Raw genomic sequence first — 14,838 nt, 5'->3', positions numbered from 1 at the left:
GAAATCCGGTATTAGTTTTCTAGTATCGGATTTTTTAATGTTTGTTATATTAGTTAAATGCGCCTGAATCGAGGTAGCTGCCAATCCCGAGTGTAAACATCCATAGCCCCCATAAGCTGTGTTCAATAACACACACGACCGTTGAGCGGCTTTGTGCGTAGGTATACGCAAACAGTATACCGCCCAAAAAGGCTAAGGCTACTGCAATCCAATTTGCATACACAATATGCGCCAGCGCAAATACACTCGCACTGACTACAATACGCACTGCTTTTTTTGGCATGATGCGTTTATAACGATGAAAAAAATACGTTCGGAATATTAATTCTTGAGGAATAACCGACAGTATTGGATACAGCACCAACAGTAAAAGCCAATCATTAAACGAGTTACGGGGAAGGGTAAACCAGTTGCCTTGATGAATAATCCCGTAGAACATGCCTGAGAACAGCGCACCTAAAAAAAAGAAGCTAAACACACGCCTTTTAACAGCAGAAAATTGCCCAAGGCTTGTGAGTCTAAACCGTTTAAAATGGGGATCGCCTAGTAGCAACATACAACACACACTCATAAGTATAATAAGCGCAGGGATAAGCCAATTAGCTAAATGCTCGCGTAATCCAAAACCCAACAAGGGCAGCAATATAAAAATGAGGGTAAATTCAAACCAGCGGTATTGGTTAGCGTTCAAGGTCGTCTCAACTTGCTTTTTTTAATAAGCTAACAAGCTAAGACGACACTTTTATGACGAGGGGGCTTACTTTGCTGTTTCCTCTTCATCAGGGAGGTATTTGTACAAGGCAATAATGGTGGCAAAAATGCTTACAAAAGTAATACCCATTAAACCAAACACTTTAAAGTTAACCCAAAAATCGAGCGAAAAATTGTATGCAATATAAATGTTTAGTGCCGCTATACCAGCAGTTATAACAACCCACATTAGGTTAAGCTTATCCCATAATGGTTCTGGGACAACAATGGCTTGTTTTGTATCATTAGCGTTTTCGAGGATTGAGCTAAGCGCTTTTTTAACGAGATTTTTATTAAGTACATAACGGCTAACAAGTAACGTTAAACTTAAACCTGCATATATCAGTGTTGCTTTCCATTTAATATATTGCTCATCATGAAGTACCAGCGTTAGCGTACCAAACACGGCAGCAATGCCAAAAAATATCCAATGACGAGTAGGTACATTGCCATGTTTAAAGTAGCTATAAGCAACTTGAATAAGCGTAGTGGCCATCAATAAACCGGTAGCCCAATAAATATCGACGAGTTTAAACACTGCAAAAAACAGTATGAGTGGAATGTATTCAATTAATGCGTGCATATACTACCTAAATTATACAAAAAAGAGTCAAAGGCTTTTTACCACATAAAGCTTAGCAACTACAAGGTTGACTTGTTGCCCTGTAACCCTTAGCCTGCGTGGCTTTATTACCAATTTGGTTTGGTATTTTTCATATCATCATATTCCCACGCTTAACCAACACTGATTTGGCGTGTATTTAGGAGCCTAAAATGAATAAAGCAGAACTCGTTGCTGCCATTGCACACAAAAGTGAATTAACAAAAAAAGATTCTCAAGCGGCACTTTCAAGCTTGCAAAAAGTCATTACTAAATCGCTTTCTGAGGGCGATCAAGTTCAAATTAATGGCTTTGGTACCTTTGCGCTAAGTTATTACCCAGCGCGTACTGGGCGTAACCCACAAACAGGGGCTGCAATTGAAATAGAAGGCGCAAATAAAGCGGTTTTTAAACCAGCTAAGGCGTTAAAAGATCTGCTTTAAATAGCATTACTTAGCTTGGTCGTTGACTGAGCTTTGCTAGGAGTTATTAAACATAAAATTATGGGCTTTGCCCATCAAGCCAACAAGTTGTGCGTCTACAAAATAAACATAATGCCGAGCGTTAGTTGTAGGCGTTGAGCTTGCTCACGCGAGAAGCGAAGCTTCTGTATTTAAATCACCAAGTAGCAAAGCTATGTCTGATCTATGTAGTTTTTTCATCCCTTCTAAATGATTTACATGGCATTATAAATCCTACTTAAATTAACTCCTTTATTTTCAATTGCTTGTTATCGGCACGCATCGTGCTTTTTTGATTGTGTATTTTAAATATACCTTTTAAGAAAATAAGGAGATCTCAATGAGTACATTACAAACAAGCACGCGTTTACAAGGCAAAAAAATCGCAATTTTAGCCACTGATGGATTTGAGCAAAGTGAGCTTTTATCTCCACGCAGCGCATTACTTGATGCTGGTGCAAACATCGAAATAGTATCAATTAAAGAAGGCCAAATTACTGGCTGGGATGAAGACAAGTGGGGCGATAAAGTAACAGTAGATAAACTAGTTACAAACGCGGATCCTGCTGATTATGACGCGCTTATGCTTCCTGGTGGTTTATTTAATCCAGACAGTTTACGCCAAGATAAAGATGCTAAAGCATTTATTGATGGATTTTTTGGTGCAGAAAAAAACAAACCCGTTGCTGCTATTTGCCACGCACCGTGGTTGTTAGCTGAAATTAATAAATTGCGCGACCGCACTATTACTTCTTTTCCTAGTATTAAAAGCGATTTAATTAATGCAGGTGCTAATTGGGTTGATCAAGAAGTATGTGTAGACCAAGGTTTAGTAACAAGCCGAAGCCCAGCTGATTTAGAAGCATTTAATGCTAAGTTTATTGAAGAGATTTTAGAGGGTAAACACCAAGCTCACTAATTTGTTTTTCAAAAACAAAAAAGGGCATTTAAATGCCCTTTTTTAATGCCTAAATTTACACTTTTTATAATGCGGTTGCCGCTTTCATTTCACTAACAAATGCTTTTAACTGCGTTGTCATTGCGTCTAAATCGTTAAGGTTAGCTTCAATAATTTTAACTACAGCAGAGCCTGAAATAGCACCTGCTGCGCCTGCATTAAGTGCCGCTTTTACATCATCTGGTGTTGAAATACCAAATCCTAAAAGAGCAGGAGCTGCATGGTATTCTTTTAATTTAGTAACAATATTACCCGCTGGCATTTGTGCTTTTGTATCGGTACCGGTAACACCAGCGCGCGATAGTAAATACGTATAACCACGACCGTAAGAGGCGCATTGGCGAAGAGTGTCGTCATCTGCATTAGGTGTGGCAATAAAAATTGGGTCTACACCGTTATCCATTGCTGACTTTCTAAATATTTTAGATTCATGCAGAGGCACGTCAGCCACTAAAATAGAGTCTACACCTACCGCTTTTGCATCTTTATAAAATGCTTCTATGCCGCGCTTAAAAACAAGGTTTGAGTAAAGCAATAATCCAATTGGAATATCGGCGTTATACTCGCGTATCTCTTTAATAACATCAAAGCAATCTTGCGTGTTAATGTGCACATCAAGTGCGCGAATATTAGCTTTTTGAATTACAGGGCCATCCGCAATCGGGTCAGAAAACGGAATACCAAGCTCAAGTGCATCAGCGCCGCCGTCAATTAGGCTTTTAATAATCGCAACACTTTGCTCTTTACCTGGGTCGCCAATTGTTACAAATGGTACAAACGCACCTTGTTTTTTCTCGTTAAGCGCTGCAAACATTTTGCCGTAACGATCCGTTTTTACTTGGCTCATAGCTGACCTCTTTCAGATAGTACATTGTGAACGTGTGCTAAATCTTTATCGCCACGACCACTTAAATTAATAACTAAAATGCTTTCCTCGGTTTGCTCTTCTGCATACTTAAGTGCATAAGCAAGCGCATGGCTTGATTCAAGCGCCGGAATGATCCCTTCGTTTTTAGCAAGTGATTGAAACGCATCAAGCGCTTCTGTATCTGTGATACCCACGTATTGCGCTCGACCGGTTTCGTGTAAAAATGCGTGCTGAGGACCAACCGCAGGGTAATCAAGACCCGCTGATACAGAGTAAGACTCTTCAATTTGGCCATCGTCGTTTTGCATAATGTACGTGTAAGTACCGTGTAATATACCTTTAGTGCCTTTACAAATTGTTGCACCGTGCTCATTTGTATCAAGCCCTTTCCCAGCAGGCTCAACACCAATTAATTTAACGCCTGGCTCGTCAATAAAGTCGGTGAACATACCAATTGCGTTTGAACCACCACCAACACAGGCAATTACAGCGTCAGGTAAACGACCTTCTGCTTTAAGTACTTGTTGCTTAGCTTCTTCACCAATAACTTTTTGATACTCACGTACAATTGTTGGGAATGGGTGAGGACCAGCAGCTGTGCCTAGTAGGTAGTGCGCGTCTTGATAATTAGCTGACCAGTCACGCAGAGCTTCATTTACTGCATCTTTTAATGTGCCAGAACCCGCTGTTACCGGAATAACCTCTGCGCCCATTAACTTCATTCTAAATACGTTAGGTTGCTGACGTTCAACGTCTTTTGCGCCCATATAAATTCGACATTTTAAACCCAGTAATGCACATGCAAGCGCGGTTGCAACGCCGTGTTGGCCTGCGCCTGTTTCAGCAATTACTTGTTTTTTACCCATGCGCTTAGTAAGTAACGCTTGGCCAAGTACTTGGTTGGTTTTATGTGCGCCGCCGTGTAATAAGTCTTCACGCTTTAGATACAGTTTTACTTTTGGGTTTTTAACTAAATTGCGCGTTAAAGTAAGTGGGGTAGGACGACCCGCATACTCGTTTAATAATTTACTTAGCTCAGCCTGAAACTCAGGATCTTTTTGTGCTTTGTTAAATTCGTTTTCTAACTGCTTAAGCGCAGGGACAAGTAACTCGGGTACAAACATACCGCCAAACTCGCCAAAATAAGCTGGATTTTGCATTTTAACCTCAATAATTTCTGATGCTTGTAAAAGCATTATGTAATTTGTTAGGGCACTTTTTACCCGCAGATTCTTCAACGCCTGAGTTTAAATCAAGGCCTAAGGCACCTTTAAAAAGCGCATCTTTAATATTGTCTGGATTTAAGCCTCCAGCGAGCATAAACGGAGTGGTTGCATCATGAAGCACCGACCAATCAAATGCTTTACCAGTACCGCCAGCTTGTGTATCGCTGTGTGTATCGTAAAGGTGTCGGTCAACGCCATTTACAGGCGTTGGCAATGCATCTTTTATTGCTTGGGCTTTCCAAATCTCGCAGCCGGTAGGTAACTGTGTACGCAACTGAGCGATGTAATCGTCACTTTCTTGACCATGTAATTGAACTGCCGCCAATTTTAGCACACTTGCGTATTGAGCAACTTGATCAATTGGGGCATCTACAAACACACCCACAAAATTAAGCGGGGCACTTTGGCTAAGCTCTTTTGCGCAATCTAAATCAACATAGCGTGGCGATTTAGGATGAAAAATTAAACCCCCGTAAATAGCACCGTTTTGATATGCCGCTTGTGCATCTTTGGTACGTGTTAAACCACATACTTTATTGTCACCTAAAATAACACGGCGACATGCTTGCTCTAAATCACGCTCGCCCATAAGTGAGCTGCCAATTAAAAAACCATCGCATAATGGAGCTAAACGTTTTACGTCTTGATGGGTGTAAATACCCGATTCCGAAATAACCACTTTATCAGCCGGAATAAGTTTGCGTAGCTTTTCGGTAGTGGCTAAATCGGTGCTTAAATCGCGTAAATCACGGTTATTAATACCAATAATTTGTGCATCAAGCGCAAGTGCACGGTGTACTTCTTCTTCATTACTTACTTCGGTTAATACCGACATATTCAGAGAATCGGCAACTGCGTGCAGTGCTTTATAGCTTTCGTCATCGAGTACTGAAAGCATCAGTAATATAGCGTCACCGCCATAAATACGCGCCATATATACTTGGTACTCATCTATAAAAAAGTCTTTACAGATAAGCGGTTGTTCTACTTGGCTGCGCACAAATTCAAGATAGTCAAAACTGCCTTGAAAATATTTAGCATCAGTTAACACGCTCATGCAGGTAGCGTATTTTTTATAAACCGATGTGATTTCGGTTAAATCAAATGGCTCTCTAATTAGCCCTTTTGAAGGCGATGCTTTTTTACACTCTAAAATAAACTGTGTGCCTGGGGCGGCTAATGCTTTGTAAAAACTACGGCTTGTAGGCACTGCAAGGTGTTTAAAGCTTTCAAGCGGGCGTGCGGCTTTACGCTCAATTAGTTCTAATTTTTTATCAGCAACAATTTTGTCTAATACATTAGCCATTACTTACCTCAATAATTGCATTTAGTGTGTTCATGGCTTGCCCTGAACTTAATAATGTTTGTACTTGCTTTGCCCCTTCTTTTAACGTTTCTGCTTTACCTGTTAGGTATAAAAGGGCAGTTACGTTAACCACAATGGCAGCATTATGTGCATCTGTGCCTTTGCCTTGTAAGATGGCAAGGCTAGCATTTGCGTTGTATTGTGGGCCTTCACCAGCGAGTTGTTCAAGTGAATAGTTTGCAAGGTCAAAGTCGCTTGGGTTTAGTGTGTACTGTGTAAGCTCGCCATTATTCAGCTCAACTACCGTTGTTGGACCGTGTAGAGCTATTTCGTCAGTGCCCGAGCCGTGAACAATCATAGCGCGCTTTGTGCCAAGGGTTTTAAGTGTTTGTGCCATTGGCATACATAACGCTTCATTGTACACACCTAACAATTGCACATCAGGTGCTGCTGGGTTAGCAAGCGGGCCTAAAATATTAAAAATAGTGCGTGTTTTAAGCGCTGTACGCACGCCCATCGCATGGCGTACGCCACTGTGATAGTGCGGTGCAAACAAAAAGGTAAAATTGGTTTGCTCAAGGCATTTTGCTGCCTGCTCTGGGCTCATATCTATATTAATGCCCAACGCTTTTAGTAAGTCGGCAGAGCCTGAATTACTCGATACACTGCGATTACCATGTTTTACCATGTTGATGCCGGCAGCAGCGGCAACTATGGCTGCTGTTGTGCTTATATTAATTGTGTTTGAGCCATCGCCGCCAGTGCCACAGCTATCAGCAAGTTGTGTACTGCTGGTAGTAAAAGCAACAGCGTTTTCGCGCATTGAGGCTGCAGCACCTGCTATTTCATCGCTTACTTCGCCTTTAATTTTAAGGCTTATTAGTAGGGCGGTTAGCTCAATCTCGCTCATGTTACCTTGCATTATTTCATCAAACAGTGCTTTGGCGTCTGCGTAGCTTAATGATTGCCCTGTAATTAGTTGTTCAATAGCGTGTTGAACATTTATGGGTTGTTCTGGTTGTGTACTCATAATGTCCTCTATTATTTGGCACGTGTTAAGTAAGCGACACTTTGCTGAAGTAGCATTGCGCCGTTTGGCGTCAGTATTGATTCTGGATGAAATTGATAGCCCAATGCGTTGTCATCATGATGATAAATAGCCATTGGGATATCTTCGTACTGGGCAATAACCTTTATATTATCAGGCACTTTTGTTGCCATTAATGAATGGTAACGTGCTACAGGCATTGTATTGCCCATACCATCAAATACAGGATGTTCGCCTAAATTAATAATTGAAGACTTACCATGTACGGTTTCACCCGCGTGACCGATTACTCCGCCATAGCTTTGTGTTAATGCTTGTTGGCCTAAACAAATGCCTAGCATTGGGAAGTGGCCTTTAGAGAGCTCAATAAGCTCCATTAAACAGCCTGCATCGCTTGGTGTGCCAGGACCTGGGGAAAGTACTAAGAGTACTTGGCCTTGCTCTTGGCGCATTTTATTAAAAATAACCTCAGCGCTAATGTTGTTTCTGTAAACAACAAGTTCGCAGCCAAGCATCGTAAGCTCATCAACTAAGTTATATGTAAATGAGTCAAAGTTATCTAAAAAATAGATTTTAATAGGATTCGCTTTACTCATTTTATACCGCCTTATACGTAGATTTTATGGCGGTGATAACCGCTTGTGCTTTAGCGCGAGTTTCGTTTGCTTCTGAAATAGGATCTGAGTCAAACACTACACCTGCACCTGCTTGCACGTAGGCTATGTTATTTTTAACAAAAGCAGAGCGAATAACAATACAGCTATCCATTGCGCCATCACCGGTTAAGTAACCTACAGCGCCGCCATAACTGCCACGGCGCTTACCTTCAGTTTGACGAACAAGCTCAGCAGCACGTACTTTTGGTGCACCAACAAGGGTGCCCATGTTCATACACGCTTGGTAAGCATGCAGTGCATCAAGTTCTGGTTTTAGTGTGCCAACAACGCGTGAAACTAAATGCATTACCTGTGAATAGCGGTCTACTTTTAATAACTCTTTGGCAAAACGAGTACCTGCAACACTAATGCGGGCTACGTCGTTACGGGCTAAATCGACAAGCATTAAATGCTCGGCGCGCTCTTTTTGATCGTTTCTTAGTTCCAGCTCAATGCGGCTGTCTAAGTCGGGGTTTATTTGCCCATTAGCAAATTTGCCACGTGGGCGAGTGCCAGCAATTGGGTAGACTTCTACTTGCTGATTACTTACGTCGTACTTAAGGGCCGACTCAGGAGACGCGCCAAATAATGCAAAGTCTTCATCGCGCATATAAAACATGTAAGGGCTTGGGTTTTGCTTTTTAAGCTGGCTATACGCATGTAAAGAATCAGGGCAAGGTAGTGAAAATGTACGCGACGGCACTACCTGAAAAATATCACCATCAACAATATTCTTTTTAAGCTTAACAACTTGCTCGCAATACGTTTCGTCGCTTATATCAACGCTTACTTCACATTCGCCACTTTGCATATCCGCACTAAATTCTGCTGCGTTATCGCAAAGCGTATTTAAGCGCTCAAGCTCTTTACCTACTTCAAAGCAGTTAGCGTGTACGTCTGGGCCATTAAATACATTACCAATGAGTTCGGTTGTTTGCTTTTGATGATCAATAACAACTAACGTTTCAGCTAAATAAAATACGTAATCTGGGCAGGTGTTTTCGCCATCAGGTACATCACTTAATTGCTCAAAGTTTGCCACCATGTCGTAGGCAAACACACCGCCTAAAAATACCGAAAACGGATTTTCGGTAGTGCTTTGAATACTGTTAATACAGGTACGAAGAGCGCTGAAAGCGTTATCGGCAACAAGCTTACTTGCTTCGTCTATATCGCTGCTGGTGTCTTGGTAATTAAGTGTAAGCGTTGTGTCGTTTAATTGTGAATCACAGCTCTTAACATTTGCTTGTAAGTAGCTTAATAATTGCTTGCCGTTATTAGATTGTGCGCTAACAGTTACCGTTTTACCCTTACATACAATGCGCAGGGCGCTATCAACTAAAATTAAGCTTTTTACACTGTCTTTAGAATCAATCTCAGCCGATTCAAGCAGTAGTGAGTTAGGCTTATCAAGTGCCGCGTATAATGCAAGAGGGCTACTAATATAGTCGCGTACTTGCGTAATGCTTGTTACTTCGCCTGGTGTGGTAGTTATATGACTAAAAATCAAACCTCATTCCCTCAAAAAATTAAACCCCGCAGTGCTTTTGCAATGCGGGGTTTGAATAACGATATCTAAATTACAAACAGATCATTACCGTCCCGCTATATCAGGCGCCACCACCAACGATGTGTAAGAGTAAGACCGTTATTCATGTTTTTCTGCCTCAAAATTTATTAAATATTTTTAACGTATATGTTTCGTAAAATTTAGTTATAAAAAAACCCGCATAGTTGCGGGTTTTGAATTTTTGCTAGACACGACAATTCATCACCCGAAAATTACGAGTGCCACCACCAAATAGTGTTTAAGTTTGAATTGATCATTATTGTTAATTCTTAATGTGTCTGAAAGTGGCTACAGTAAAACGTATCTTATGCTTTTGTGTCAAGTGTTTATTTAAAACAATTTAGTCAAAAAAGTTGTTATACTTACATAAACACCAGTAACCCTTAATTTTAAGCAGTTTTCTTTTGATAAAATACGATTTACATAGCCATACTACACATTCAGACGGGCGTTTAACGGTTGAAGAATTATTGCATCGCGCTGTTGATAAAAATATTGATGTGTTTGCTATTACCGATCATGACACTGTGGCGGCTATTAAGCCTGCTCAGCAATTTATTGAAGCAGAAAACTTGCCGCTTTCATTAATAACGGGTACCGAAGTGTCTACCAAATGGGAAAGCTTCGAAATTCATATTGTAGGTTTAAATATTGATATTAATAATATTGACCTTACTTCTTTATTATCGGCTCAGCAGCAAAAGCGAGAAGAGCGTGCACTAGAAATTGGCGCACGCCTTGCAAAAAATGGCTTTGATGGCATTTACGAGCAAGCTAAAGAGCTGGCAAAGGATGCGCAAATTACGCGCGCACATTTTGCACGCGCTCTTATTGAGCGCGGTGTAGCTAAAAATTTCCCAGGTGTATTTAAAAAGTACTTAGGGCGTGGCAAAACAGGCTATGTACCTAGTTGCTGGTGCACCATGCAAACCGCTGTAGAGGCAATACATGCTGCTGGTGGTGTTGCTGTACTTGCGCACCCAAGTAGCTATCAAATGTCAAACAAGTGGCTACGCAAATTATTAGTAGAATTTAAAAGTGTAGGAGGAGACGCAATGGAAGTTGCACAACCTCAACAGGCGCCAAGCGAACGTCAATTTTTAGGTGAACTCAGCCGTGAGTACGAACTACTTTGCTCGCAAGGGTCTGATTTTCATTTTCCGACAAGCTATTTAGAGCTTGGCAAAAATTTATACTTACCGAAAGACTGCCAAGGTGTTTGGCAAGTTTGGGAAGGACAAGAAGGGGCATTAACATGAGTCAATTATTCCATATTCATCCTGATAACCCGCAACCAAGATTGATTAGTCAAGCCGTTGATATTATTAAACAAGGCGGTGTTGTTGTTTACCCAACAGATTCGGGCTATGCCATTGGCTGTAACATTGGTAATAAGCAAGCCAAAGAGCGCATAGAGCGTATTCGTGGTATTGAAAAAAACGATAATTTCACGCTAGTTTGCCGTGATTTATCGGAGTTATCTACTTACGCACGTGTAGATAACCAATTATTTAGACTTATTAAAAATAATACGCCAGGGCCTTATACCTTTATTTTTAAAGGAACAAAAGAAGTTCCTAAGCGTTTATTAAACGACAAGAAAAAAACCATTGGCATGCGTGTAATTGAACACCCAATAGCCTGTGCGTTACTTGCCGAACTTGGCGAGCCGTTAATGTCGTGTTCTTTAATTTTACCCGGGCAGCAGTTTACTGAATCTGATCCTGATGAAATTTTAGAGCGATTAGATAAGCATGTTGATTTAATTATTCACGGTGGTTATTTGCCAGAGCAAGCAACAACAGTAATCGATCTGTCGGAAGATGACGTTAAAATATTGCGTGTTGGCTGTGGTGATACAAGCCCGTTTGAGTAATAAAGCGTGAGCGAAAGTACCGCTGATATTAAACATATCGAAAAGCCAGTGCAGCAAAAGCTGCCACTGGCTTTTTTGCATGGTAAAGCGGTTGTAGACAAACTCGAAGACTTATACATTCCGCCCGATGCGCTCGAAATAATATTAGAAACCTTTGAAGGTCCGCTCGATTTACTGCTGTACTTAAGTAAAAAGCATAAGCTTGATGTGCTCGAACTTTCTATTTTTAGTATTACAGAGCAGTATGTAAGTTACGTTGAAATGATGACCGAGTTTCAACTCGAACTTGCCGGTGAATATTTAGTAATGGCTGCGTTACTTGCACAAATTAAGTCGCGCTTATTACTCCCTGTTCACGAAGAGCTTGAAGAGGAAGAAGACCCTCGCGCTGAGCTTATTAAACGCCTGCAAGAATATGAGTTATTTAAAAAAGCCGCCGAAAACCTCGATGATATCCCCCGTGTTGGGCGTGATATTTTTATAGCGCATGCCGCTATGCCAATAAATGAAGACACAAGTCATAACCTCCCTGATATTGAACTTAAAGACTTAATGCTGGCGTTGAGTGATGTTATGGCGCGAGCAAAAACGTTTGAACATCATCAAATTACTGCTGAAGTACTCTCAACCCGAGAGAGAATGAGCCAAATATTACAACAGCTATCGAAAGCAAATTCAGCAGTGGTATTTAATGCGCTTTTTACGCCTGATGAAGGGCGTAGTGGTGTTGTGGTTAGTTTTATAGCCATGCTAGAGCTCATTAAAGAAGGACTTGTTACCTGTTTGCAAGTAAGCCCAGAGAGCTTAATTTATGTCAGCTTGAGCGAGCAATCCACCCTATAAACTTATCTGTTTAATCCTCAACTTTTAAAAACTGACTTTAATTATCAAAGTTCTGTGCGTATATGCACGTAAAGTGTTTGTAAATGTTATTTTCATTTAGGGCTATGCACTATATTGTAACGTCATAGCATTATAGGACTTTACACATGTTTAAAAATACACCTTCATCTTACGGACTTGTCGCCATTATTTTACATTGGCTCATGGCGTTGACTATTTTTGGCCTGTTTGGTTTAGGTTTATATATGGTTGAGCTTACTTATTACGATAGCTGGTATAAAGGCTCGCTCGATTTACATAAAAGTATTGGTATTACGCTTGTGGCCGTATTTTTATTTAGAATTTTATGGCGTGCTTTATCTACACAACCTAAACCATTAGGTGAAAGTAAAGGCATGAACCAATTAGCACATACTGCGCATATTGCTATGTATATTATTTTGGCCGTTATAGTTGTTGCAGGGTATTTAATATCAACCGCAGACGGACGTCCAATAGAAGTGTTTACCTTATTTAACGTATCAGCGCTTGATTTTGCATTTGATGACCAAGCCGATATTGCAGGAAAAGTACATTATTATGGCGCGTGCACATTAATCGGGTTTGCAGTATTGCATGCACTAGGGGCGTTAAAACATCACTTTATCGATAAAGATAAAACCTTAATCAGAATGATCAAACCATTAAAGGATGATTAAAATGAAAAAATTATTAGTAAGCACAGCCGTTTCGGCTGCAATGATGTTATCGGCAACAGCCGCTAATGCAGCTGATTATGTAATTGATACGAAAGGCGGGCACGCATCTGTTAACTTTAAAATTAAACACTTAGGTTACAGCTGGTTATATGGTCGTTTTAATACTTTTGACGGCACATTTAGTTACGATGCTAAAAATCCTGATGCATCAAAAATTATGGTAAATATTGACACCACAAGCCTTGATTCTAACCATGCAGAGCGTGATAAGCACCTACATGGTAAAGATTTTTTAAATGTGGATAAATACCCAAAAGCGACATTTAAAAGCACCAGCATTAAATTTGATGAAGATGGTGAAGAGGCTGACGTAACCGGCGAATTTACGCTGCATGGCGTAACTAAAACTATTACCTTTGAAATAGATAAAGTGGGTGAAGGGAAAGATCCGTGGGGTGGATACCGCGTAGGTTTTGAAGGCGAAACCAGCCTTAAACTTACCGACTACGGTATTGATTACAACTTAGGGCCTGCATCTACTCATGTTGATATTATTTTATCAATAGAAGGCGTTCGTAAGTAATACAGTTATTGAATATAAAAACGCCACTTACTGTGGCGTTTTTTTTGCTTAACAGAAACTCAAATTAAGCGACTTTGAATTTGCTTATTTTGCGCTATTAATGCGCGATTTTAATAGAGGCCTTAAATCCTCAGGCAACCAGCGCATAAGTAAATCGTTATAAGCCTGCGTTTTTTTAATAACTTTAAGCTGCTCATTAAGAATAGCGATGTCTTTTGCGCCTTGCTCGTTTTTAGTACAACCAATAAAGCCATAGCTGAGCGCTGGAGATTCGGTTAATGGACGCTGCGTTAAGTTTTCTTCAAAGTGCATTGATTTAGCTAAATAGTAATGCTCGCTTGGGTAACCCAACAAAATATCAATTCGTTTTAGGTTAAGCATATATGTAAGGCTCGCTAGGCTATCGCGAGTGGGTCTAATTACTAAATCAATGTTGGGTGTACTGTTTATTAAAGTATCTATCTCTTGGCCGTAAGAGCGGCTCATAGAAACTCCAAGAGTTAGTTTTTTATCTTGTATTAAATTGAGTAGTGATACTTCTTTTGATTCCGCTATATTTAGCGCTTTGGCCAGCTTTTTATGCATTGCTATTGAAGGCGAGAGGCCCGTTGTTGAGCTTTCGTCTGTGAAATAAATATGCTCTTTTCTGTAATCATTTTTATAAAGCGATAACGCACAAACATTATTTGAAGTATTGGACAGCTCTTGAATTACTTTACCTGAGGGGATAAGCATGCGGTTAAAGGTAATATTAGGAAGTTGTTTTTCAAGTAAAGAAATTATGCTTTCGTCACGGCCTTGGTGTTGATATTGACCATTTAAAATATAATAGGGTGCAAAATCGTGCGCTAGCCAGTTTATGGTTCTAGCATTGCTTATTGAGCTCAGACAGAAAAAAAGTAAGAAAGTTAAAAATATACGGAGCATTACAACAGCTACCAGTAATTATTATTGTAAAACTATTGTAACCAATAAAGGGCTAAAAAGTAAAATGCCAGCAACAAGGCTGGCATAATATCTTATCAATAATTGCAATAATAGAATGGCAATTAAAGTTATATGTTGCTTAGTTAGCTTTTAGCCACTTAACAAACTGGCGTGCATCACTCGCTTTTTGAAATAATGCATTTTTTAAACCTTGTGTATCACTGAAGATTACACGATGTTTGTTTACTGAAATTGATTGCACTGGATGTGCTATTTGGATCATAGACCCGTTATATTTATAAGACATAATAAAACTCACTTTATTCTTGTTATTTATTCTGCGCTATATTTGTATAGCAAATTGCAGTCAATAAATTAACGATGTTGTGTTTAGCTTCATTACAGTGTTGACGATCTTTATGACACTTTTGCGATGATAGTAAAAAATCATCTCGGTATTATTCAAG

At 40.0% G+C, this 14,838-nt stretch carries 17 protein-coding genes; 7 read left to right on the top strand and 10 right to left on the bottom strand.

What is annotated here, in order from left to right; translation table 11 throughout:
• Nucleotides 1-49 precede the first annotated feature (49 nt).
• Both H5089_RS02100 and H5089_RS02095 read right to left on the bottom strand, forming a co-directional pair.
• Entirely contained in the window at nucleotides 50-691 is a 642-nt protein-coding gene (locus H5089_RS02100; protein ID WP_182711352.1) for a CPBP family intramembrane glutamic endopeptidase, read from the bottom strand.
• 66 nt (nucleotides 692-757) lie between these two features.
• Nucleotides 758-1,333, bottom strand: a complete 576-nt coding sequence (locus tag H5089_RS02095) for an inner membrane-spanning protein YciB (RefSeq protein WP_033028426.1) — start codon at nucleotides 1,331-1,333, stop codon at nucleotides 758-760.
• Nucleotides 1,334-1,524: 191 nt separating this feature from the next.
• Between H5089_RS02095 and H5089_RS02090 the strand changes: the two genes are divergently transcribed.
• Nucleotides 1,525-1,794 carry an HU family DNA-binding protein gene (locus H5089_RS02090; RefSeq protein WP_007375441.1) on the top strand — a complete coding sequence of 90 codons (270 nt, stop codon included), beginning with the start codon at nucleotides 1,525-1,527 and terminating at the stop codon, nucleotides 1,792-1,794.
• A 358-nt stretch (nucleotides 1,795-2,152) separates the two neighbouring features.
• Nucleotides 2,153-2,731: a type 1 glutamine amidotransferase domain-containing protein gene (locus H5089_RS02085; RefSeq protein ID WP_024595007.1), complete on the top strand. Its 579-nt coding sequence runs from the start codon at nucleotides 2,153-2,155 to the stop codon at nucleotides 2,729-2,731.
• A 64-nt stretch (nucleotides 2,732-2,795) separates the two neighbouring features.
• Here H5089_RS02085 and trpA read toward each other — a convergent pair whose 3' ends face one another.
• From trpA to H5089_RS02055, 6 genes are read right to left on the bottom strand one after another with little or no spacing between them, the layout of a single operon-like run.
• Nucleotides 2,796-3,617, bottom strand: a complete 822-nt coding sequence (trpA, locus tag H5089_RS02080; RefSeq protein ID WP_024595006.1) for a tryptophan synthase subunit alpha — start codon at nucleotides 3,615-3,617, stop codon at nucleotides 2,796-2,798.
• Nucleotides 3,614-4,798, bottom strand: a complete 1,185-nt coding sequence (gene trpB, locus H5089_RS02075) for a tryptophan synthase subunit beta (RefSeq protein WP_182711351.1) — start codon at nucleotides 4,796-4,798, stop codon at nucleotides 3,614-3,616. The genes trpA and trpB overlap by 4 nt, the downstream gene beginning before the upstream one ends.
• A gap of 7 nt (nucleotides 4,799-4,805) precedes the next feature.
• Entirely contained in the window at nucleotides 4,806-6,170 is a 1,365-nt protein-coding gene (gene trpCF / locus H5089_RS02070) for a bifunctional indole-3-glycerol-phosphate synthase TrpC/phosphoribosylanthranilate isomerase TrpF (protein ID WP_002961581.1), read from the bottom strand.
• Entirely contained in the window at nucleotides 6,163-7,200 is a 1,038-nt protein-coding gene (gene trpD / locus H5089_RS02065; RefSeq protein ID WP_182711350.1) for an anthranilate phosphoribosyltransferase, read from the bottom strand. The genes trpCF and trpD overlap by 8 nt, the downstream gene beginning before the upstream one ends.
• An 11-nt stretch (nucleotides 7,201-7,211) precedes the next feature.
• On the bottom strand, nucleotides 7,212-7,814 hold the full coding sequence (locus H5089_RS02060; protein ID WP_149592564.1) for an aminodeoxychorismate/anthranilate synthase component II: 603 nt from the start codon (nucleotides 7,812-7,814) through the stop codon (nucleotides 7,212-7,214).
• Between the two features lies 1 nt (nucleotide 7,815).
• Nucleotides 7,816-9,384, bottom strand: coding sequence for an anthranilate synthase component 1 (locus tag H5089_RS02055; protein WP_165724016.1), 1,569 nt, complete (start codon nucleotides 9,382-9,384; stop codon nucleotides 7,816-7,818).
• A gap of 464 nt (nucleotides 9,385-9,848) precedes the next feature.
• On the opposite strand from H5089_RS02055, the gene H5089_RS02050 reads away from it, so the two are divergent.
• From H5089_RS02050 to H5089_RS02030, 5 genes are all read left to right on the top strand, one after another.
• Nucleotides 9,849-10,703 carry an RNase RNM gene (locus H5089_RS02050; protein ID WP_002961577.1) on the top strand — a complete coding sequence of 285 codons (855 nt, stop codon included), beginning with the start codon at nucleotides 9,849-9,851 and terminating at the stop codon, nucleotides 10,701-10,703.
• Nucleotides 10,700-11,320 (top strand): L-threonylcarbamoyladenylate synthase, encoded by a 621-nt coding sequence (locus H5089_RS02045; protein ID WP_096792935.1) that lies wholly within the window; start codon nucleotides 10,700-10,702, stop codon nucleotides 11,318-11,320. Before H5089_RS02050 ends, H5089_RS02045 begins: the two co-directional genes overlap by 4 nt.
• Before the next feature lie 6 nt (nucleotides 11,321-11,326).
• The gene (locus tag H5089_RS02040) at nucleotides 11,327-12,163 is read left to right on the top strand and encodes a ScpA family protein (RefSeq protein ID WP_182711349.1); all 837 of its coding nucleotides are present in this window, start codon (nucleotides 11,327-11,329) and stop codon (nucleotides 12,161-12,163) included.
• Between the two features lie 146 nt (nucleotides 12,164-12,309).
• Entirely contained in the window at nucleotides 12,310-12,861 is a 552-nt protein-coding gene (locus H5089_RS02035; protein WP_002961572.1) for a cytochrome b, read from the top strand.
• A 1-nt stretch (nucleotide 12,862) separates the two neighbouring features.
• Nucleotides 12,863-13,444, top strand: coding sequence for a YceI family protein (locus tag H5089_RS02030; protein WP_039489966.1), 582 nt, complete (start codon nucleotides 12,863-12,865; stop codon nucleotides 13,442-13,444).
• Nucleotides 13,445-13,528: 84 nt separating this feature from the next.
• On the opposite strand, the gene H5089_RS02025 is transcribed toward H5089_RS02030, so the two are convergent.
• Nucleotides 13,529-14,371: a transporter substrate-binding domain-containing protein gene (locus H5089_RS02025; RefSeq protein WP_182674237.1), complete on the bottom strand. Its 843-nt coding sequence runs from the start codon at nucleotides 14,369-14,371 to the stop codon at nucleotides 13,529-13,531.
• Nucleotides 14,372-14,510: 139 nt separating this feature from the next.
• Nucleotides 14,511-14,678, bottom strand: a complete 168-nt coding sequence (locus H5089_RS02020; RefSeq protein WP_002961566.1) for a hypothetical protein — start codon at nucleotides 14,676-14,678, stop codon at nucleotides 14,511-14,513.
• Between the last annotated feature and the right edge of the window lie 160 nt (nucleotides 14,679-14,838).

It is taken from the genome of Pseudoalteromonas sp. SR45-1 (genome assembly GCF_014163655.1).
Classification (GTDB): Bacteria; Pseudomonadota; Gammaproteobacteria; order Enterobacterales; family Alteromonadaceae; genus Pseudoalteromonas; species Pseudoalteromonas distincta.
This window is presented reverse-complemented; position numbering and strand designations above follow the sequence as displayed.